Origin of the sequence: Flavobacterium sp. KACC 22761, assembly GCF_034058155.1 — a bacterium.
Classification (GTDB): Bacteria; Bacteroidota; Bacteroidia; order Flavobacteriales; family Flavobacteriaceae; genus Flavobacterium.
The window spans coordinates 1,337,184-1,360,518 of the sequence record NZ_CP139148.1 but is presented as its reverse complement, the minus strand read 5'-3'; the positions used below and the strand labels follow the sequence as shown (position 1 = coordinate 1,360,518).

Annotated in this window: 18 protein-coding genes; all 18 read left to right on the top strand. The window is 33.6% G+C overall.

Annotation, left to right across the window (positions count from 1 at the left end):
* Positions 1–28 precede the first annotated feature (28 nt).
* The 18 genes from SCB73_RS05980 to bioA all read left to right on the top strand — a co-directional run bounded on the left by SCB73_RS05980 (position 29) and on the right by bioA (position 23,256).
* Positions 29–352, top strand: coding sequence for a T9SS type A sorting domain-containing protein (locus SCB73_RS05980; RefSeq protein ID WP_320569180.1), 324 nt, complete (start codon positions 29–31; stop codon positions 350–352).
* Between the two features lie 6 nt (positions 353–358).
* Positions 359–7,666: a polymorphic toxin type 23 domain-containing protein gene (locus SCB73_RS05975; protein WP_320569179.1), complete on the top strand. Its 7,308-nt coding sequence runs from the start codon at positions 359–361 to the stop codon at positions 7,664–7,666.
* On the top strand, positions 7,660–8,160 hold the full coding sequence (locus SCB73_RS05970; RefSeq protein WP_320569178.1) for a hypothetical protein: 501 nt from the start codon (positions 7,660–7,662) through the stop codon (positions 8,158–8,160). Before SCB73_RS05975 ends, SCB73_RS05970 begins: the two co-directional genes overlap by 7 nt.
* Before the next feature lie 15 nt (positions 8,161–8,175).
* Positions 8,176–8,784 carry a hypothetical protein gene (locus SCB73_RS05965; RefSeq protein WP_320569177.1) on the top strand — a complete coding sequence of 203 codons (609 nt, stop codon included), beginning with the start codon at positions 8,176–8,178 and terminating at the stop codon, positions 8,782–8,784.
* 471 nt (positions 8,785–9,255) lie between these two features.
* The gene (locus tag SCB73_RS05960) at positions 9,256–12,045 is read left to right on the top strand and encodes a TonB-dependent receptor domain-containing protein (RefSeq protein ID WP_320569176.1); all 2,790 of its coding nucleotides are present in this window, start codon (positions 9,256–9,258) and stop codon (positions 12,043–12,045) included.
* A gap of 89 nt (positions 12,046–12,134) precedes the next feature.
* Positions 12,135–13,604, top strand: a complete 1,470-nt coding sequence (locus SCB73_RS05955; protein WP_320569175.1) for an SGNH/GDSL hydrolase family protein — start codon at positions 12,135–12,137, stop codon at positions 13,602–13,604.
* Positions 13,605–13,838: 234 nt separating this feature from the next.
* Positions 13,839–15,350 (top strand): F0F1 ATP synthase subunit beta, encoded by a 1,512-nt coding sequence (gene atpD / locus SCB73_RS05950; RefSeq protein ID WP_320569174.1) that lies wholly within the window; start codon positions 13,839–13,841, stop codon positions 15,348–15,350.
* Positions 15,351–15,442: 92 nt separating this feature from the next.
* A complete protein-coding gene (locus tag SCB73_RS05945) occupies positions 15,443–15,724 on the top strand; it encodes a F0F1 ATP synthase subunit delta/epsilon (RefSeq protein WP_026727487.1) in 282 nt (93 codons plus the stop codon).
* A gap of 64 nt (positions 15,725–15,788) precedes the next feature.
* Positions 15,789–16,307, top strand: coding sequence for a hypothetical protein (locus tag SCB73_RS05940; protein WP_320569173.1), 519 nt, complete (start codon positions 15,789–15,791; stop codon positions 16,305–16,307).
* A 168-nt stretch (positions 16,308–16,475) separates the two neighbouring features.
* The gene (locus SCB73_RS05935; protein WP_320569172.1) at positions 16,476–17,117 is read left to right on the top strand and encodes an NAD(P)-dependent oxidoreductase; all 642 of its coding nucleotides are present in this window, start codon (positions 16,476–16,478) and stop codon (positions 17,115–17,117) included.
* Positions 17,118–17,190: 73 nt separating this feature from the next.
* Positions 17,191–18,345, top strand: coding sequence for an aminotransferase class I/II-fold pyridoxal phosphate-dependent enzyme (locus tag SCB73_RS05930; protein WP_320569171.1), 1,155 nt, complete (start codon positions 17,191–17,193; stop codon positions 18,343–18,345).
* Positions 18,346–18,556: 211 nt separating this feature from the next.
* Complete coding sequence (locus SCB73_RS05925) at positions 18,557–18,754, top strand: hypothetical protein (RefSeq protein WP_320569170.1); 198 nt, start codon at positions 18,557–18,559, stop codon at positions 18,752–18,754.
* Between the two features lie 70 nt (positions 18,755–18,824).
* A complete protein-coding gene (locus SCB73_RS05920; protein ID WP_320569169.1) occupies positions 18,825–19,019 on the top strand; it encodes a hypothetical protein in 195 nt (64 codons plus the stop codon).
* A gap of 91 nt (positions 19,020–19,110) precedes the next feature.
* Positions 19,111–19,974, top strand: coding sequence for a TraB/GumN family protein (locus tag SCB73_RS05915; RefSeq protein ID WP_320569168.1), 864 nt, complete (start codon positions 19,111–19,113; stop codon positions 19,972–19,974).
* Between the two features lie 7 nt (positions 19,975–19,981).
* Positions 19,982–20,485 (top strand): RNA polymerase sigma factor, encoded by a 504-nt coding sequence (locus tag SCB73_RS05910; RefSeq protein ID WP_026727493.1) that lies wholly within the window; start codon positions 19,982–19,984, stop codon positions 20,483–20,485.
* The gene (locus tag SCB73_RS05905; protein WP_320569167.1) at positions 20,475–21,092 is read left to right on the top strand and encodes a hypothetical protein; all 618 of its coding nucleotides are present in this window, start codon (positions 20,475–20,477) and stop codon (positions 21,090–21,092) included. Before SCB73_RS05910 ends, SCB73_RS05905 begins: the two co-directional genes overlap by 11 nt.
* Before the next feature lie 174 nt (positions 21,093–21,266).
* On the top strand, positions 21,267–21,884 hold the full coding sequence (gene bioD / locus SCB73_RS05900) for a dethiobiotin synthase (RefSeq protein WP_320569166.1): 618 nt from the start codon (positions 21,267–21,269) through the stop codon (positions 21,882–21,884).
* Positions 21,885–21,984: 100 nt separating this feature from the next.
* Positions 21,985–23,256, top strand: coding sequence for an adenosylmethionine--8-amino-7-oxononanoate transaminase (gene bioA / locus SCB73_RS05895; RefSeq protein ID WP_320569165.1), 1,272 nt, complete (start codon positions 21,985–21,987; stop codon positions 23,254–23,256).
* Positions 23,257–23,335: the final 79 nt, after the last annotated feature.

Sequence of the window (23,335 nt, the reverse complement as noted above, 5' to 3'; positions counted from 1 at the left end):
GATTACCAGAATACTATGTATTAATTGTATGGATAAATCTGCAAAAAAAATTGTACAAGCCGATGCTCTAACTGAAAATGATTTAGAAAAATTCTCACTCGATGACGTAATTTCTTATTACCCCAATCCAGTAAAAGAAGAATTGTATTTGCAATGGCAACTGACAGGAGATAATTATGTGGCTTTGGTACATGTTTATTCCACAACAGGACAAGTGTTGCACACTTTCCAGATTAATTCTAGTGCACATAATTTAAACATTCCTTTTCAGCAATATCCTACAGGGGTTTATCTAGTACTGCTTTCTTATAAAGATGGCGGAGAAAAGTCTATTAAAATCATTAAACAATAATTGGGTATGAGAAAGTTTTATATTAGTCTATTGTTTTTGTTAGTTGGTTTGTTTGGTTTTGGGCAGTCAACAGAGGTTGGAATTACAGAAGGAGAGTTGTCTGTATCGCTTACTGGTGCAGCAAATTATACAATTCCTATTGCAGTTCCTCCAGGGATAAATGGAGTTGTTCCACAAATTAGCTTAGTATATAATAGTCAAAGTGGGAATGGTGTTGCAGGCTATGGCTGGAGCATTTCTGGAATCTCTACTATTTCTAGAATCCCAGCAACTAAATTTCATGATAATATAGTTGGAGGTATTAATATAGATGTGAACGATCGATTTGCATTGGATGGGCAACGCCTACTAGTCAAAAATGGAACAGGTGGAGTTTATGGAGCTAATGGAACAGTTTACGAAACAGAAAGTTTTTCCAATTTAAAAATAACCTCTTTTGGTATTAATTCGTTGGGAGCAAAGTATGGTCCAGCTTATTTTTTGGTTGAATATCCTGATGGCTCAAAGGCATATTATGGGAATTCATCAGATTCTCGATCTGTAACAGATTGGGCAATTACTTATTGGGAAAATGCTCAAGGGGTGAGAATAAGCTATGATTATTCTGCATCTGACAATACATTTAATAATGTATTAAATATAATATCTATAAAATATGGTAGTATTGCAACTGCAACACCTGTAAATGAAATTAAGTTTAAATATGATGCGAGGAAACGTACTGAACAGTCTTACCTAGGAGGTCTCAGCATTATTAGAAATACAATTCTCAAAGAAATTAACATTATTGGGAATGGATTAGGCTTTAGAAATTATGTTTTAGCACACGAAGCAACATCCCTAAATTATGATCGTTTGAAATCTATTACAGAAAAAAGTGGTGATAATTTAAAGAGCTATAATCCAACGACGTTTAGTTATGATGATTCGGTTGCTAATAGCCCTTTAAAAGCAAGTATGGCAGCAACATTGGGATGGTCAGGATTAGATAATTTGAATAGTGACTATATATCAGGTGATTTTAATGATGATGGGAAGACGGATTTTTTATTATATTCAAAGATAGCTGGACTAAAAGATAAGTATGTATTATTTTCAAATATCATTTCGGGAGGATTTACTCCTGGCAAACAAGATGTTGTTGGGGCTTTTGAAAATATTTTTCCTGCTAATTTTTTAAGTGAAGATAACAAAATGTTGCCCCAAGGATGGATGATTTTAAAGAAAAACAATAATAAATGTACTTTTTCTTTCCACGGTATAGGATCAACATCACCTACTTTTAAGTATTATGAAAAAGTTGTCGATTTTCCTTTAGATGTTGTCGATGAATTTTGTAATTCGAGCTGTAAAATTGTTAATAGTTCTAGTACTATGTTTCCTAAAGAATTTTATTCAGGCGATTTTAATGGAGATGGATTAACGGATGTAATAGCTATCGACAAAGGTAACACTACACTAAGCTATTGTGGAGATGATGGAAATAAACGTTGTTTAACACAATCTACAACCATTAGATCAAGGAATGTGTATTTAATAGATTTAAAAGGAGACAATGGAACTAATTTTTTAACGAATACAGGAACATTAAAAAACGAATTAGCATCAAATCATAAAATATATGTTGCTGATTTTAATGGTGATGGTAGATCAGATATTTATGTTTTAGAAAATAATTTTATAAAAGTATATTCTTTAAATAAAGAGAATAAGCTTGTTCTTTTATATGAGAATACAGTAGCAGATACAGCTATTGTTCTGGATAGGCCAATATTGTTAGGCGATTATAACGGTGATGGCAAAATAGATTTTGTAATACCAAATGAATTAAATAAAGATAGTTGGAATTTTTATCTTGCTACGGGAACAGCGTTTAAAAAAATCAATTATTCTATTGGGGTACGTTATGAATATGGAAATGTAGGCTATTATGAAGTTAAAGGAGATGATGGTGTTATGAGATATCCATATAGCTTAAAAGAGAGTACATATATTGCGAATGATTATAATGGCGATGGAAAAACGGATATTTTGTACCAACAAAATTTAACAGCTGCCCAAGATGGTTTTTTTGGGAAAACGGGATCTCCAATAATAACGAAATTGATTTTATATGAAAATATAAAAGTGACTGATAATGAAGTCAAGTTTTCTGGTATTGAGGCTCAAGAGGAGTTTGCAGGAGTAGGAAGAAATTCCATTCCAATTTTTACGAATCATAATCAAGTAAATCAAAATTTGGAGTACAGTGTGATTTATGATAACATGATTAAATCTTTTAAGAGTCCAAAAGACAATAGAGAGGATGTTTTATTAAAGGGAATTACAAATGGTAATGGAGTAAAGGAAGCAATAACCTATAAACCATTAAAACAAGATCCTTATGAGCCTATTTATACGCCAACTTCATTAGTAGAAACTTTCCCAAATATAGATATTATAGCTGCATCAAGCTTCAAGATCGTTTCAATGTTAGCAAAGCAGAGTAAAAATGTTGATAAAAAACAGCTTTATTTTTACTCAGGTGCAGTTTCAAATAATGAGGGACTTGGTTTTCTTGGCTTTCGCACTATTTCAAAAACCAATTGGTACAAAGATTATTCTCAAATCATTTCTGCAATTTCGAAAAGTGATATTAGTTTAAGAGGTGCAAATACAGAAAATTACACTGTTTTAGGACTGGTCTATTCTCCTGACATACCGAAGAGCTACATTACAAAATCTACTAACTTGTATAATTTATATTCGGATGCACTACAAAGTAATAAAGTCTTTAAGCTTAAAGTTCTAGAACAAAAACAATTTAATGGTTTAGAAAATACAGGCAGCGAAACCAAAACAGAGTACGATAATTATAATAATCCTTTAAAGTCTATTACTTTATTAAAGGAAGATGGAGCAACTATACAAACTACAGTTTCAGATTTGAGTTATGTTGCTCCTTCATCAGCCCCTTATGTAGTGGGAAGACCAGCTAGTAAAAATCAAAGTATTATAGTTTCAGGAGACATAATGACAACCGAAGAGTTGTATTCATTTTCGAACAATTTATTAACTCAGGTTAAAAAGAAAGGAACAAATACTGATTATATAACAGAAGATAACATATATGATGCCTATGGGAATGTTATAAAAAAAACTGTTTCAACACCGGGAGCGGAGCCGAGAGTTACGACTTATGCATATGATCCTTCTGGTCGATTCTTGATCAAAAGTACAGATATAGAAGGATTGTCTACAATTTATGATTACAATTTTAATAATGGATTGGTAAAATCCGAGACAAATCCGTTTGGATTAAAAACCACATACGATTATGATTCTTGGTTTAAAAAAATAAAAACAACTGATTATTTAGGAAAAACTCAAAATTACATTTATACACGTAGTGTTGATCAGACAGTAGTTACAACAACCGCAGATGATGGCAGTTCTAGTCAAGAAACTTTTGATGAGTTAGGCAGAAAAATAAAATCTGGAGTTAAGGATATTAATGGTTCATTTTCATTTGTTGACTATTTGTATGACATCTATGATCGAAATTATAAAGTAAGTGAACCCTATTTTAGCTCATCCCCTATGCAATGGAATGAAATAAAATTTGATGAATATGGCAGAAATAGTCAAAGCATATCTTTTACAGGTAAAACTACCAGTATAGTTTATTCGGGGCTTACCACAACAGTAAGTGATGGTTTAAAAACAAAAACTAGTATCAAAAATGCTATTGGTAATGTGGTTTCAATGACAGATACTCCAGGAGGGATTATTAAGTATACTTATTTTGCCAATGGCAATTTAAAAGAATCAGAATACAACGGCAGTAAAACAACCATCTTTCAAGATGGTTGGGGAAGAAAAACAAAATTGATTGATCCATCTGCTGGAACATATACTTATGAATACAATAACTTTGGAGAGACTTTAAAAGAGACTACACCAAATGGGGAAACGACTTATGTTCTTGATGGAGTAGGCAAGATAATTCAAAAAGGAATTTCGGGTACAAATACAAAATCTAAAACTATATATACATATGATTCTTCGTCAAAATTGCTCTTAAACTCTAAGTTTGAAGATTTAAGCAATGGAACCAATGCAATTATAAACGAATATAATTATGATAATTATAAACGAATTACTAAAACAGTAGAAAATACCTCATTTGCTGTTTTTACTAAGGCAATAACTTATGATGCTTTTGGAAGAGTAGAAACAGAAGCTTCAACTGCTTCGACAGGAGGGAAATCGAGCAATAAAACGATAAAAAATGTTTATAAAAACGGTTCTCATTGGCAAATATTAGACAATGCAGACAATACGGTTTTATGGCAGGTTGATAAGGTAAACGAAAGAGGACAATTGCTAAATGCTCAAAGTGGGCCAACAACAATTACTAAAAAATATGATCTATATGGATTCCCAGAGAGATATCAATATGACAAAACAAAAGAGGCAACAAATATTGTAGCTTTAAATACAACTTTTGATTCAAAACGAGGTAATCTGACAAAAAGAAGTAATACTTCTTTTCAACCATTAGATACATTTAGGTATGATGCTCAAGATAGATTGATTGAAGTAGGAAACGAGAGGGTTCCTAATCAAAAGGATTACCATTATTATGATGATCAAGGCAGAATTATACAAAATAATTTAGGTGTTTATAAATACGATAATGCTCAAAAGCCTTATCAAAATACCTCTGTTGATCTTACAGATAAAGGGTTAGAGTACTATTACAATAGAGGATCAGTAAATAAAAAAGATTTTTTTATTGATGATATGGAATCACGTACAGGCTGGGCAATGCAGGCTGTGGCTCCGCAATGCATATCATTTGATAATGCAAAATCACATTCAGGCAGTTCTTCTATAAAAATAAACACTGTAGATGTTACATTGAGCAGTGTACTTTGTGATAGTTCACTTAGTATAAATAATACAATAAGCACACAATATACTTTTTCAGGCTGGGTATATAGTGATGCGCCAACACCAGGTTTGCATCTGATTGGATATACAGATCCTGACAATAGTAAAATCTTGGGTAACATTGTAACGACAGAAAAAAATAAATGGGTGTATATTACCCAAACAATATCTGTAGATGCTAAAATTAAAAGGCTTAGGATAAAAATAAGCAGTACAGCAAAAGGAAATGTATGGTTTGATGATATTCAGATATCGAGAACTGATACTCCTTTAAGAAAAGCGCAGGTGCAAAAAAATGATTTTTTCAGTGATGATATGGAAAGCAGAGCAGGTTGGACAACACTTCCGCAGTCTCCTCAATGTATTTCTTTTGATAACACTAAAGCATTCACGGGTAATAATTCGCTTAAAATAAGCATAGGTAACGAAATCACCAGTCATGTTATTTGTGATACAGCTTTGGAAATTAATAATAGCATAAGTGTTTTGTATACCTTTTCTGGCTGGGTATATAGTGATGGACCGGTAGCAGAAATAAATTTGTTTGCGTATACCGGCACTAATACAGGATATAACTATCAAATTTCTTATAAAGTTAATACGCCTGATATAAATAAATGGATTTTTTTAACCCAAACAGTTTACCTTCCTCCAACTATTAAAAGTGTGCGTCTTAGAGTTTGCAGTACAGGAAAAGGAAATGTATGGTTTGATGATTTACAAATAATAAAAACCGATGTGCCAAATGCTGCAGAGAAATCATTAAATATTGCTTATAATACTTTTAAAAGTCCAGTTAGCATTGAAGAAGCTGGAGTAGATAAAATAAGTTTTAATTACAATGATTTCAATAGCCGTACTGCCATGTTTTATGGTGGTCTTCAAGATGAAAAATTAGAAAGACCATTGCGCAAATATTATTCTGCTGATGGCACAATGGAGATCAAAGAAAATATTGTTACAGGGGTATTGGAGTTTCTAACCTATCTAGGCGGAGATGGCTATAGCGCCCCAATTGTCGTAAAAAGTGATGGTACTACACAAAACTATTTGTATTTGCAAAGAGATTATCAAGGGAGTATTGTTTGTATAACAGATGATAAAGGGGAAGTACTTGAAAAAAGACTTTTTGATGCTTGGGGCTTGCTTATTGAAGTCAAAGATGGGGCTGGTAATTACTATGCCGGACTCGCTATTCTTGATCGCGGTTATACAGGCCATGAGCATTTACAGAGTGTAGGGCTCATAAATATGAATGGGCGTATATACGACCCAAAACTGCATCGTTTTTTACAGCCTGATAATTTTGTGCAGGATCCATTTAATACACAGAACTATAATCGTTATGGTTATGTTTTAAATAATCCTTTAAAATATACAGATCCAAGTGGTGAGTTTGCTTGGGCGCCAATTGCTGTTGGCGCACTAATAGGGGCGATAATTGGAGGCACAAGTTATGTAGTGCAAGCAATACAAACTGGAGATTGGAGTTGGGGTAAGTTTGGAACGTCAATATTAGGAGGAGCTGTTATAGGAGGAATTACAGGTGGTTTAAATCCTGCCAGTCTTATTGGTTCTTCGGTGGGTAATGCTGTAGCAACGGGATTTGTGTCTGCTATGGCACCAGCATACGGAGTTAAAGTTGGTGACTGGAGTTTTAATATTTCTCCTTCAATCGCTTTTGGAAATACAATGGGTATTGGAGCAAGTGTATCAGCAACTTATAATGCAGGAGATTTTAGTTTTTCTGGAGGGGTTGGTATAATGAGTAACAGTAATTACAATGGCTTTGGAAAGAATGGATTAGAAGTTCGAAAATCTATTTTAGCAGCTTATGATGATGGTAAAACCGGAGTAAGTTTAGGTAGTAATTTTTGGAGTGGAGATTTTAAACAACAGACAGGGGCGCTTGGGCTGCATTTTGGAGATTTTAGAGCTTTTTATGAAAATGATGGAAAACCTTTCTCAGGATTTTCAGGAGATGGAAATGATCAATATCGAACAGCAGCTTTGTCATTAAGTGTAGGTAATTTTTCAACTGGATTTAATTTGTTTACAGGTGCTAGAACAAAAGATGATTACGAAGTTGAGAAAGGTTTGCCTGGTGGTGAATTAGGATATAGTTCGAGGGGAAGATATGGAGAGTACTATAAGAATGGATTTGTTAATGAGAGAGGAACACCCTATAGAATGGGAGCAGCCTATTTTGGTTACAAGTCATACCGACTTGGAGCAAATAGTGAATGGATAAGACATGCAATACAAAATGTTTTAATTCATGGAACTTTTATTGCAAATCAGCGAATGTTTGAAATGCAGAGTGGTGATTGGAATGGATATTCTCAATATAAAACATCTAATATTTTTACAACATGGTAAGAGCTTTTATTTTAATATTAATAATATTGACAGCAAATTCTTGTATTGCATATTATAAAAATGAAGAGGGTGTTTTTCTACCAAAACACCCACGATATTCATTAAAAGATAAAAAGAATTTTGTGTTTCCTCAAATGTTAGATACGACAAAAATGTATGCATATTATGGATATTATGAAAATGATGCCTTGATTAAAGATTCTAATTTTGAAAACTGGCATATTTATAAAAAATTTTGCAAAAATGGACATGCTTTTAGTTTTGGTACTAAAGAGTTAAAAAAAGGAGATTTAAAGAGGATACCGACGGATTATTATTATTACAATTTTAATACAAATTTGATGAGCTATGAAACTTTTGTGATTGCAGAAGGAGGACAATATATAATTATTAAATATAAATTGAGTAAAGAAGGAGATACCCTAACAAGTATCAATAATGGAAAAAGATCGCACGTTTACATAAAAACAAATATTATCGAACAAACAAATTAGAACCAATTCTCAGTTATGTATGAAAATGATGGTTCACCGTTTCAAAAGAGAAAGTTTTTTGGAGGTATTTATGGTGATGGAATGGATAGGTATAGAACAGCAGATAAAGAATTTGAAAGGAGCTATATAAACAGAATTTTAAATAATGAAATTCCTGATCACGTCTTTGAATCAATGACAATTGATAGTGTTGATTTTGCGGGAAGGAAAATAAAGTTAGGAAGCAATTGTTATTGGACAAATGTAAATACTGTGCAGTGTCCTTATTATGGCGAAATGAATTGGTCTGTTCATAGTACTTATCAAAGTGCAAAAGAAGCAATTACGAATCAGTTAGAGACAACAAGAATTAGAAAAGGTGGGAAAATTATTTCTGAAGAAGAAATTCCAGTAATTTTTGAAGGAACTGAAACAAAGGCAAAAAAGATAAAATATAGTTTTACAGGTACAAAATCGTTGCTTGCATCTATGTCAGGAGGAAAGGAGCTCACTATTTTTTACGTTGCATGTAAAGTTCGGGACAATTATGTAAGCTGTTGCATGAGTTTTTGGAATAATGATACAATTACAGAAAGTGGCTTGGCTCCTTTATTAGAAAAAGTAATGCAATTAAAAAGATTATAAAGTTAAAAATGTTGTTGTTAATTTAGATTTTATTGTTATTGCAATCATTTGTCAGAATATTTTCAACAAGTATTTTATCTATAACAGATTCGGAAAACCAATTGTAAAGTGTATTTTATAGCTATTATTTTTGATTATTGATTCTAACCGAAAAAAGGCTGTTTAGAGAAAGGTAATTGTAAGTATGTTAAAAAAGCGAGATTTAGGTCTCGCTTTTTTTTATTATCAGATTTTTTTTCTGCCCCCTGTATTTTTATTAAATCCTCAATTTTTTAGTCAAATTTTATATGTATGCATACTATTTAAGATTTGAAAAGCCTTGTTCTTGCTGTTAATTGAATAAAACATAATGAGAAAAAGTTAAAATACTAACAATATTTATGCGTTATATTAATTTTTTTTAACGTTTTTTTATTAATCTCAAAAATATTTGTATTTTGGCTAGATAAACTAACCAAAAACCTAACCCAAATGAGAATCTATTTGCTGATTATGTTGTTTTTCTGTGGAGTTTCTTTTGCGCAGAATACAATTACTGGTTCTGTTACCGATAGTAACAAACAATCTATTCCTGGTGCCAACATTAATGTTGTAGGAAGTTCAACGGGAACTTCAACTGACTTTGATGGTACGTTTAAGTTGAATACCACTTCAAAACCACCTTTTACTATTAAGGTTTCTGCGGTTGGTTTTGAAACAAAAACAATTAGTGTTACGTCTTTAAGTCAAAAAATTGATGTCGTACTAAAGGATGAAGAGAATAAATTGGATGAAATTGTAGTTTCGGCTTCCAGAACTCCTGAAAGAATCATCGAATCGCCTGTAACAGTTGAAAGAATGGGGATTCAGGAAATTAAAAATACTACGGCCGCGACTTTTTACGATGGTTTGGAGAATTTGAAAGAGGTGCATTTTAATACCAGCAGTATCTCATTTAAATCAGTCAATACGCGTGGTTTTGCTACGGTTGCAAATACTCGTTTCATGCAGTTAGTTGATGGAATGGATAACTCATCGCCAGCATTAAATTTTGTTTTGGGGAATTTAATTGGTGTATCAGATATTGATGTTGCAAGTGTTGAGCTTTTGCCTGGAGCATCTTCGGCGCTTTACGGAGCAAATGCATTTAATGGTATTATGTTTATGAGCAGTAAAAGCCCTTTTACAAATGAAGGAATTAGCGTTTACTATAAATACGGACAAACATCTCAGGATGCTGCCGGAACTAATGATTATAATGATTTCGGAATTAGAGCTGCAAAAGCATTTACAGAAACTTTTGCTATGAAAGCTAATTTTACTTATATGGAAGCGACCGAATGGATTGCTGCAGACAAAAGAAGTATGACGGCTGGAGGTGACAGTCATGCGGTAAATCAGAATTATGATGGATTGAATATCTACGGTGACGAGGTGACTACTTTTATTCCGAATGTTGGACAAGTAAGTAGAACTGGATATCGTGAGCAAGATTTGACCGACAACAAAGTTAGAAGTATGAAAGCCGATTTCAGTGCGCATTTCAAGCCATGGAAAGATGATACTGAATTTATTTTGCAATATAAAATTGGTACGGGAAGCACGATTTATCAAGGAGCGAACAGATATGCTTTAAAAGATTTCTTAATGCAACAAGGGAAATTTGAGGTAAAAGGTAAAAATTTCTTTGGTAGAGTTTATTTTACAAGTGAAGATGCTGGAGATTCTTATGATATGAGATTCGCAGCTTGGAACGTAAACAGAGCGGCAAAATCAGATCAAGAATGGTTTACTAATTATGCTACAGCTTATCAATATTCTGGAGCGGTAATGGGAACAAATGCAAATGAGTCTGCGGCTATTGCGAGAAATTTTGCTGACTACAATATTCTTCCTCCTGCGCTTTCTTTCCTTCCAAAGCCGACAGGTTCTCCTAGATTTGAGCCAGGTTCTGCGCAATTTAACAATGCGCTTGCTACTGTGATTCAAAATCCAGATTTAACACAAGGAGCTAAGTTTATCGATCATTCTAAATTATATCACTCAGATGTGAATTATAATTTCAGGGATTTAGTTAAATGGGCGGAAATTCAAGTAGGTGGTTCTTGGAGAAAATACATCATGGATTCTGAAGGAACAATTTTTACTGATTATAACGGTCCAATCAATTACAAAGAATACGGAGCTTATGCTCAATTGCAAAAAAAATGGTTAGACGACAGATTGAAATTTACAGGATCTTTGCGTTATGACAAAAGCCAGAATTTTGATGGAAATATTTCGCCAAGAGTGTCGTTTACCTATGCTGCTGGAGAATCAAAAAGACATAATTTCAGAGCATCTTATCAAACAGGTTTCCGTAACCCAACAACACAAGATCAGTATATTGGTTTAGATTTAGGGCCATTCGCTTTAATTGGTTCTGCACCAGAAAACTTAGATAGATTCCAAGAAACTATGCCGGTAAGTTTAGCAGGTCAAGCATTGGGAGTTCCTGCAACAGTTAATTTATCAGGTCAAAATGCATATCACAATGCATATACATTAGCTTCGGTTCAGGCTTTTGCTGCTTCGGCAAATCCTGCGGATCTTCAAGTGGCTAATATTGGTTTAGTAAAACCGGAGCAAGTTCAAGCTTTTGAGGTTGGATACCGTTCTGTGGTTCAAAATGATTTATCAATCGATTTGAATGCTTATTACAATATCTATAATGACTTTATGAATACGGCAAGAGTAATTTCTCCTTACTACGGTACGGTAGGAACAAATCCTGCAGATCCAAATGTTCAAATGACTTACGCTGCATTAGCTTTTGGAGATAGAAGAGTGTATCAAGTTTATACAAACACAACCGCACAAATTTCATCATTTGGTTTTGGAGTTGGTTTGTCTAAAAAAGTTTATAAAGATTTCGAAGTTGGTGTAAACTACAACTACGCTCAATTTGACTTTGATCAATCAGAAGATCCAGGTTTCGTGGCTGGATTTAACACTCCAAAACACAGAATTAAAGCTTCTCTTGGAAATGCAAAAGTGGCTAAGAATTTAGGATTTAATGTAAATGTGAGATGGAACACAGAGTATTTATGGCAATCTTCTTTCGGAGACGGAATGATTCCAGAAAATACTGTTCTTGATGCGCAAGTGAATTATGCTTTGCCAAAACTTAAATCAGTTATTAAAGTTGGGGCAACTAACCTTTTCGGAAAAGATTATATTCAAGTAATTGGTGCCGGAGCAATTGGTCAGATGTGGTTTGCTTCTTGGACAATCAATCCATAATTAAAAGAAGTTAATTTGATGAAGTGGGTTTTCTTTTCTTCTGATGAAAATGAATGGAAAGAAGTAATAATTTTTAAATTTTAAATGACATGAAAAAAAATATAAAATGGCTTTTATTGGTTTCTTTAACCTTTATGGCAGCATGTAATAGCGATGACAGTGATGCACCAGCAGAAGTTCCGGTAGTTCCTGGATCGGCAGTTTTTACAAAATATGTAGCACTTGGAGATTCGTTTGCTGCTGGTTATAGTGATAATGCTTTGTTTATTAAAGGGCAGAGTAATGCGTATACGAATATTTTAGCACAGCAATTTGTTGCGGCAGGAGGAGGAGAATTTAAAACTCCTTTGACAAATGATAACATCGGAGGTTTGCTTTTAGGTGGAAATGTAATTGCTGGAACGCGCTTGTATTTTAATGGTCAAGCTCCGGTTAATGTTACAGGCAAGCCTACAACCGAAGTAACGTCACATCTTTCAGGCACATTTAATAACATGGGAGTTCCGGGAGCAAAAAGTTATCATTTAATTGCGGCCGGTTATGGAAATACTGCAGGAGTTGCTTCGGGTTTAGCCAATCCTTATTTCGCAAGATTTTCAAGTACGCCAACTACCACGGTTTTAGCTGATGCAATGGCTCAGAATCCAACTTTCTTTTCTTTGTTCATTGGAGGAAATGATGTTTTGGCTTACGCGACTTCAGGTGGAACTGGGAAAGATCAGACTGGGAATATGGATCCTTCTACTTATGGAGGAAATGACATTACAGACCCAACAGTTTTTAAAACTATTTTTACAAATTTAGCAACGGCTTTAACTTCAAAAGGAGCAAAAGGTGTTGTGGCTAATTTGCCTTATATTACAAGTTTGCCATATTTTACAACTGTACCGTATAATCCAGCTACGCTTACGGCGGCTTTAGCAACTCAGTTAAATGCTGGTTATGCAGTTTATAATGGTGGCTTGCAACAAATGGTTGCTAATAAATTATTGACTGCTGATGAAGCTGCTAGAAGAACAATCAATTTCAAAGCTGGAAGTAATGCGGTTGTCTTAGTGGATAGTTATTTGACTAACCTTTCTGCTTATGGTTTGCCTTCTTATAGACAAGCTACTAAGGAGGATTTAGTTGTTTTGTCGGCAAGAACATTTATTGGGACTACTGTTGGAGGTGATGCAACAAAAGTTAACGGACTTTCAGTGCCATTGGCAGACAACTGGGTTTTGACAAAAGATGAAGTTGCAGAGGTTAAAAAAGCTACTGATGCCTACAATGTGGCAATCCAGGCAGTTGCTGCAGAAAAAGGTTTGGCATTTGTGGATACAAAAGTTACGTTGACACAATTGTCAAATGGAGGAATCCGTTTTGGGAATTATGTGATGTCATCTACATATGTTACGGGAGGTGCTTTCTCTTTAGACGGAGTGCATCCAAGTGCAAGAGGTTATGCTTTGATTGCTAATATTTTTGTAGATGCAATTAATGCGAAATATGGTTCTACATTGCGTCACGTTGATTTGGCTACGTATCCAATTCAGTATCCGCAAACAATTCAATAAAGCCAATTTTTTTTAGTAAGAAAGTCACTCATTTTTAAGATGCAGTGGCTTTTTTTTATGGGGTTAAAATTTACTGTTTTAGTTATTTGAAGCCCAACTTTTAGGAATCAAACAAAATCATGCTATTTTTTATGAAAAAAAAATTGATTTTATATTTTAAAAAATTATCTTTGCGCTCTGAAAAAAGAGGTATTTTCGATAAACCTAAATAGCTATTTAATAAATACATAAGTAATGTCAAAAGTAATAGGAAAAGTTGCTCAAATCATTGGACCAGTAGTTGACGTAGTTTTCAACGGTAAAGATGTTGAACTTCCAAAAATTTATGATTCATTAGAAATCACAAAAAAAGATGGAACTTTATTAGTTCTAGAAGTACAATCTCACATTGGAGAAAACACTGTACGTACAATCTCTATGGACTCTACAGACGGTTTGTCTAGAGGATATGAGGTAGTTGGAACTGGAAGCCCAATCCAAATGCCAATCGGTCCAGATGTATATGGACGTTTATTTAATGTTGTTGGAGATGCAATTGATGGTTTAGGTGAATTGCCAAAAACTGGAGAAAACGGTTTGCCAATCCACAGACAAGCTCCAAAATTCGAAGATTTATCAACTTCATCTGAAGTTTTATTCACAGGTATCAAAGTAATCGATTTGATCGAGCCTTACGCAAAAGGAGGTAAAATTGGATTGTTCGGTGGTGCTGGTGTTGGTAAAACAGTATTGATTCAGGAGTTGATCAACAATATCGCAAAAGGTCACGGTGGACTTTCAGTATTCGCTGGAGTAGGTGAAAGAACACGTGAAGGAAATGACTTGCTTCGTGAGATGTTAGAGTCAGGAATTATTAAATACGGTGATGATTTCATGCACTCTATGGAAAATGGAGGATGGGATTTATCTAAAGTAGATATGCCAGGAATGAGAGAGTCTAAAGCTACTTTCGTTTTCGGACAAATGAATGAGCCACCTGGAGCTCGTGCACGTGTGGCACTTTCAGGATTATCTATCGCTGAGTATTTCCGTGATGGAGCTGGATCTGACCAAGGAAAAGACGTATTATTCTTCGTTGATAACATCTTCCGTTTTACACAAGCAGGTTCTGAGGTATCAGCACTTTTAGGACGTATGCCATCTGCGGTAGGTTACCAACCAACATTGGCAACTGAGATGGGTGCTATGCAAGAGCGTATTACTTCTACAAACAAAGGATCTATTACATCTGTACAAGCGGTTTACGTTCCTGCAGATGACTTAACTGACCCTGCGCCAGCTACAACTTTCGCGCACTTAGATGCTACAACTGTATTGTCTCGTAAAATTGCTGAGTTAGGTATTTATCCTGCGGTTGACCCGTTAGATTCTACTTCAAGAATTTTGACTCCACATATCTTAGGAGATGAGCACTACAACTGTGCACAAAGAGTTAAAGAAATCCTTCAAAAATACAAACAATTACAAGATATCATCGCTATCTTAGGTATGGAAGAGTTATCTGAAGAAGATAAACTTGCAGTATCTAGAGCACGTCGTGTACAACGTTTCTTGTCTCAGCCATTCCACGTAGCAGAGCAATTTACAGGTATTCCAGGTGTATTAGTTGATATTAAAGATACTATCAAAGGTTTCAACATGATTATCGATGGTGAGTTAGATCACCTTCCAGAAGCGGCTTTCAACTTGAAAGGTTCTATTCAAGATGCAATCGAAGCTGGAGAAAAAATGTTAGCTGAAGCATAATCAAGCAAAGCTTGACAAACCTCAAAAAATAAAAATTCCAAATTCCAAAATTGGGATTTGGAATTTTATAATTTGGAATTTAAAAAGAAGATATGATTTTAGATATAGTATCACCAGAGGCAAAATTATTTTCAGGAGAAGTAACTTCAGTTACAGTGCCTGGAGTTGATGGAAGCTTTCAAATTTTGAATAATCACGCTCCTATTGTTTCTATTCTAGAAAAAGGAACTGTAAAAATTGCAGCGCCTAGCTTTAATTTTTCTAAAGAGGTAGCAGATAAATTTACGAGAGTTAATGACCAAACCTATACATTAGAAATTACGTCAGGTACAATCGAAATGAAAGATAATAAAGTGATTGTTTTAGTTGACTAAGACAATTTCAAAATAAGTTAAAAAGCCAAACAGTTTTGTTTGGCTTTTTTTTATTTTTAGCCCAATGGAAAAACAAAAATTTGATCAGTTGGTTTATGTTTCAAAAAGACCTTTTTGGCATTTTTTGATTGCTTTACCATTGTATTACTTTGCAATTTCAATGCTTTTTAAAACTTTAGATCTTTTTTATTTGGGAAAAATAATGGACGCTTTAAAGTTTGTTTTGGCAACCTTTTTTATGTTTGTATGTGCGGGTGGATTGACTTTTACAAAAAGAGTTTATGCAGATGCTGAAAAGAAAACAGTCAGTTTTAATTTCACGTTGTTTAAAATTCCATTATGTAAAAATTCTGTTTTTGAAAATGTTCAATATATTTCCGTTTATAAAAATTATGCAGATAGAGATTTTGAAATCTATTTGTGGTTATCAGAAACAAAGAAAAAATCCATTTCAGTTCATTTAGATCTAAATTCGGCATTAAGTTATGCACTAAAAATTGCTAATGGTTTGCAAGTTGATTTGCTTGATGCTACCGAGAAAGGAAACTTTAAATGGATAGAAAAGAAAAATAAAATAAATTGAAAGTTAAACAGTTTTTGTTTGGCTTTTTTTATTTTTTACTTTTGAGGTATTAAAATCTCTTTATAAAATATTGATCTTGTTGTGAAAGCTCAGTAAGCTTTTGCGTTTTCGCTTTGTCTGATTGGTAAAAGCGCAAATTATTTATGTCAAATTTTATAAAGAATACTTATGAAAAATATAATAAAAGTTGCCGTTTTAGGTGGCGGAGGAAGAACTGGAAAATTTCTTATAAACCAGTTATTAGAAAAAGGATTTAAGGTAAAAGCATTGCTACGAAATCCTGAAAATTTTACGATTCAACATCCAGATTTGGAAATTATTAACGGTAATGCGATTGATGAAAAAGTCATTAGAACATTATTGAAAGATTGCCAAGCGGTAGTCAGTACGATTGGTCAACGGCCGGGCGAACCTATGGTGGCGAGTCAAGCGACTATAAATGTCTTGAAAGTAATGAAAGAATTTAATATTCAAAGATATGTTTTATTGGCAGGCTTGAATATCGATACACCATTTGATCATAAAAGTGAAAAAACACTTATGGCCACAAATTGGATGAAAACCAATTTTCCGGAAATTCAAAAAGATAGACAATTAACTTATGATCTTTTGGTTGACAGCGTTGTCGATTGGACTTTGGTTCGTGTTCCGTTTATTGAATTCACAGATGAAAAAGCTGAAATTAGTGTCGATACGCAAGATTGCACAGGAGATAAAATCAGTGCGAGAAATATTGCGGACTTTATGATCGAAGAAATGGTTCAGAATAAATTCCTAAGAAAAGCGCCATTTATAAGCGCCGTTTTATAAAAACAGAAGCAAAAACGGCAGGTCGTTTTGTGCCTGCCGTTTATTCTAACTTCAATTTCATAACTTTGCTTTTATGAAATTACCTGAAAATCTTATTCAAAAGCTTGAAGTTAGAAAGCAAAATAACGCATTAAGAAAGTTGCCAAGTTTTAATAATCTTGTCGATTTTTCTTCAAATGATTATATTGGATTTTCAAAATCAGAATCTATTTTTAAACAGTCACACCATTATTTGATTGAAAATGAAATTATTCAGAATGGCGCGACAGGTTCTCGATTGATTTCGGGTAATCATACTTTATACCAAACTGCTGAAACTTTTATTGCTGAATTTCACGACGCAGAAACAGCTTTAATTTTTAATTCAGGTTATGATGCCAATGTCGGGTTTTTTAGCGCTGTACCGCAACGAAATGACGTTATTTTGTATGATGAGTTAAGTCATGCTTCAATTCGTGATGGAATTGTGATGTCGAACGCTAAATCATACAAATTCAATCATAACGATTTTGAAGATTTAGAACGCCTAATTATTAAATTTCAATCAGCTGAATCTCAAATTCCATTAAACATTTATATTGTTACTGAAACTGTTTTTTCAATGGATGGCGATAGTCCGAATTTGGAAGAATTGGTACAATTGGCTGAAAAATACAATTGTTATTTGGTAGTTGATGAAGCACACACGCTTGGTGTTTTTGGAGAAAAAGGCGAGGGCTTGACGCAACATCTTAAATTGCATAATAGAATTTTCGCCCGAATTATGACTTTTGGAAAAGGTTTGGGTTGCCACGGTGCAGTGGTGCTCGGAAGTCCGGAACTTAAAGAATATTTAGTAAACTTCGCGCGAAGTTTTATATATACAACAGGATTGTCACCGCATTCTGTTGCGACAATTTTTGTTGGTTACCAGCAATTGGAAATCGAAAAAGAGGCGATTGACAAACTCCGTCAAAACATTGTATTCTTCAATCAGCAGAAAAATTTATTAGGCCTAAAGCCAATGTTCGTTCGCAGTAAATCGGCTATTCAATCTGCCATTATTCCGGGAAATGAGAATGTGAAACATATTGCCCAGCAACTGCAGGATAAAGGTTTTGATGTAAAAGCCATTTTATCGCCAACTGTTCCGGAAGGCCAGGAACGACTTCGTTTTTGCATTCATAATTTTAATACTGAAGAAGAAATTAGCCAAATTTTAGAATTATTAAGAGATTTTGTTTTTTAAGACTTCGGTTTTGTCAGGCTGAGCGTAGTCGAAGCCCGTTCTTATTAGCAAGCCCTTCGACTCCGCTCAGGGTGACAGTTCGATCTGTGGGCTTTTTTTTTCTTCTCTAAAGCACTGTATTTCCTCACTTTTTAAAAAAAGTTTAAAATTTTTTGTAACGTTTTGTTTATTCGATTACTTACGAGCCGTAATCAAATAAACCAAAATAATTATGAAAACACAATCAACTTCAAAAAAAGAGAGAACTTCAGGCTTAGCATTTATATTTTGTACTTCGCTCGGATTAGGGTACGCTTTAGTAAACCATTTTATTTTCGATAAACCAAGAACAGAAACACTCATTGTAATGATTTGTTTATTTGTGATTTCAATCGCTTCCTGGCAACGAAAAAAATTCATGAAGAAATAACAGCGGTTTTCAATCATCAAATCAATCAATCGAATTTTATTCAATCATCAATCATTAAATCAAATCAATTATGAAAACAACATCAACTTCAATCGGCGAAAAAATCTTCAATTTTTTGTTTGTTCAATTAGCTTCTGCAGGACTAGCTTATTCTCTTGTAAACCAATTTATTTTAGACAAACCAAATAAAAATCTTCTTCTAACTATGCTTTGTTTGTTTTTTGCTTCTTTGGCTTGTTGGCAAAGAAAAAAATACAGCAAATAATAAGAAGTTTTACAATCATCAATCAAATCATTATCAGTCAATCAAATAATTAATCAAATCAATCATCAATCAATTTTAATCAATCAAAATCATGAAAAATTTAATCACATCAGTAATAGCGTTAATCACACTTGTTTTTAGTTCATCTGCGCAAGCACAGACAAAATCTCCAAAACTTGAAAATTCTCTTTTGTGGGAAGTATCTGGAAACGGATTATCAAAACCTTCTTATGTTTACGGAACAATTCATTCTATTTGCCCAACCGATTATTTTTTATCGGAAAAAACAAAAAATGCATTTGAGAAATCAGAGAAATTAATTGTCGAAATCAACTTTTTTGATCCAAATGAAATGGCCGATGTGCAAAAATTAGCATTATCTTCAGAGCCGTTAAGCAAGAAATTAACACCAGAGCAATTTTCTAAGTTAGATTTAGTTGTACAGAAAACTGCCGGATTAAAATTGCAACTGCTCGATAATTATAGTTTAGCAACCATAATGAGTTTAATTTCGATGAAGGCATTTGACTGTGAAACTTTAAAATCTTACGAAATGGAATTTATGACTTTGGCTAAAAGTAAGAATAAAGAGATTGCAGGTTTCGAAACGGTAAAAGGGCAGTTAAATACATTGTCTAATGCATACAGCGACGATGAATTAATAGCTACTATGGAAGATATAAACAAGGAAGAAACAAAAAAAATGGTTCAAGATTATAAAGATGAAAATTTGCTTAATCTTTATGATGATACCGCAAGTGAAAAAGAAATGAGCAGCAATACCAAAAAATGGATGCTGGATGATAGAAACAAAGATTGGGTGCAAAAAATGTCTGGAATGATGAAAAAGGAAAGTTTATTTGTGGCGGTTGGTTCAGCACATTTAGTAGGTGAGCAAGGAGTACTTTATTTATTGAGAAAAGCAGGATATATTGTAAAACCAATAATGAATTAGAACTATTTTGAAAGAGAAAGAACAAGAGTTTTTAAATCGGATAGAAAGTCATAAAGGAATTTTGTACAAAGTCTCAAAAATGTACATGGACAATTATGATGATCAGCAGGATTTATTTCAAGAAATTGTCTGCCAGCTTTGGAAATCGTATGAGACATTTAGGAACGAAAGCCAATTTTCGACCTGGATGTATCGAGTAGCAGTAAATACTGCGATTGTTTTCCTTAGAAAAGAAAAACGGAAAGTCGACAAATATGAAATTGCCTCGGAAAATATAAAAGATGATGAAGGCGATTCACATATAAAGGAAAGTCAGCTGGATCATTTTTACAAAGCAGTTCAAAAACTCGAAAAGATTGATAAAGCGATTATTTTTTATCAGTTAGAAGGTTTTTCTCACAAAGAAATTGGCGAAAATCTTGGGATTTCTGAAGGAAATGCCCGAGTGAAATTAAACAGAGCAAAAGAAAAATTAAAAGAAATAATTAAAAATCAAGGATATGGATTTTAACGATATACAAAACGCATGGAACAACGAAAAAACGGAAAATGTTGTTCTTCCAAATAATTTAGAAAAAATTCAATCGGTGAATACGCCTTTGGAAAAAATTAGAAAAAATTTAAAAAAAGAATTCATCGTTCAAATAGTTTCAATGATTTTAATCGGGATAATTCCGCTAGTTATCGAATTAAAATATAGTTTTCTACTCGCGTATTATTTGCTGTACGCACTTTCAATTGTAATTTCAATGGTATTTGCAGTAAGATTATATATGTATTATAAGAATTTTGCAAATGTGGCAGCAACAACTAAAGATAATTTATACGAAATATACTATAATATAAGGTTGTTTATTGAGACCTATAAATCTGCTACTTATACTTTTTTTCCTTTTGGACTGTTTTATATGTTTTTATTGCCTTTAGGTAAAAAATCAGGTAAACTATTGAATCTTGTTTTAAATTCAAATCAGGAATATGTAGCAGTAATATTTATCTTGATCGTATTTGTATTCATGATTTTAATTTGGTTTATGACTGAAGGACATACAAAATTATTTTATGGAAAATATGCCAAGGAAATCAGAAAAGTAATCGACGAATTAAAAGAAGAATAAAACAGAACCCATCGTAATTGATGGGTTTGTTGTTTTTATTGGTATTTTTGCAGGACAGCCCACAGATAAAACGGATACAACGGATTTACACGGATTGTCCTGTAGCTGATTGATTGAAAAATAAAAAAATCCGCGATAATCGGTTTAATCTGTGTCATCTGCGGTCTATTAATTATGAAAATATTTATTACAGGAATTTCTACGGATGTCGGAAAAACGGTAGCTTCGACAATTGTGGTTGAGGCTTTAGAAGCAGATTATTGGAAACCAGTTCAGGCCGGAGATTTAGATTTAAGTGATACACATAAAGTAAAAGCTAAAATTTCGAATTCAAAATCGCAATTTTTTCCAAATGCGTATGAGTTAAATACACCTGCAAGTCCGCATTTAGCGGCAGAAATTGACGGAATTCAAATTGATTTAAAAAACATTCAGGAACCAAAAACAGAAAATCATTTGGTTATTGAAGGTGCAGGTGGCATTTTTGTTCCGTTAAACGAAAAAGATACTATTGCAGATTTAATTCGAGACGATTATAAAATAATTGTAGTTTCAAGACATTATCTAGGAAGCATCAATCATACTTTATTGACAATTGAAGCGATTCAAAATAAAGGTTTTCAAGTTGACGGAATTATCTTTAGTGGCAACGAAAACAAATCGACTGAAAGTTTGATTCTGAATAAAACTGGAATAAAATGCATTGGAAGAATTGATGAAGAACCGTATTTCGACCAAAATGTAATTAAAGAATACGCCGATTTGTTTCGGGATAATCTATTGAAGTTATAGAACAAAGAATATAGAATAAAGAAAATAGACTTTCTTATCTTTGCGGAAACTGTAGAGCATAGTCTTTTTTCTATGTTCTATTTTCTATCTTCTAAAAAAAATGACTTTACAAGAAAAAGACAGCCAATATCTTTGGCATCCTTATACACAACACAAAACTTCTCAAACGCCAATTGCAATATCTAGAGGAGAAGGCGCGTTGCTTTGGGACGAAAACAATAAAGAATATATAGATGCAATCGCGTCTTGGTGGGTAAATCCATTTGGACATAGCAATAAATTTATTGCTGACGCGATTTACAAACAGCTGACCACTTTAGAACACGTTTTGTTTGGCGGATTCACTCACGAACCGGCAATCAAAGTGGCCGAAAAATTAATGGAAATTCTGCCAAAGAATCAGCAAAAAATCTTCTTTTCTGATAATGGTTCAACAGCGGTTGAAGTAGCAATAAAAGTAGCGTTGCAGTATTTTTTTAATAAAAATGAAAAACGCACTACAATAATTGCTTTTGAAAACGCTTTTCACGGCGATACTTTTGCCGCAATGGCCGCGAGTGGTATTTCATTTTATACGCAGGCTTTTCAAGGAATGTTTATTGATGTTGTCCGAATTCCGGTTCCGATAAAAGGAGAAGAAGAGGCAAGTTTTGAAGCTTTAAAAGATGTAATTCAGAAACATAATTGCGCCGGATTTATTTTCGAACCTTTGGTGCAAGGTGCTGCAGGAATGGTCATGTATGAACCGGAAGCATTGGAAAAACTGATTGAAATTTGCAAAGAAAACCACGTTTTGACCATTGCCGACGAAGTTATGACAGGTTTTGGGAAAACGGGAAAAACCTTTGCTATGGATTATGTAAATGCAAATCCAGATATGATTTGTTTGTCAAAAGCTTTAACCGGAGGAACAATTCCAATGGCGATTACAACTTTTACTCAAGAAGTTTTTGATGCTTTTTATGATGATGATATCAATAAAGCGCTGTTTCACGGACATACTTTTACGGCAAACCCAACAGGTTGTGCGGCGGCTTTAGCAAGTATGGAGTTATTGCAAACAGATGAAATGCAAGCTAATATTCAAAGAATAAATAAAAGTCATTTAGAGTTTCAGCAGAAAATTGAAAATCACCCAAAAGTAGCAACAGCTAGAACGCTCGGAGTTATTTTTGCGGTGGAAATAAAATCAGATTCAGAAGAAAGTTATTATGGTTCCATGCGTACCAAATTGTATAATTTTTTCATTGAAAGTGGAGTGGTTTTAAGACCGGTCGGAAATATTGTTTACATATTACCACCTTATATAATGACAGGCGAACAGCTTCAGAAAGTTTATAAAACAATTGAAGAAGCGATTGAAATGGTGTAATTCTGCCCATGAATGAATACAGATTAAACGGATTTTCACAGATTAATCTTTTTAAATTCGTTTAATCCGTGTCATCTGT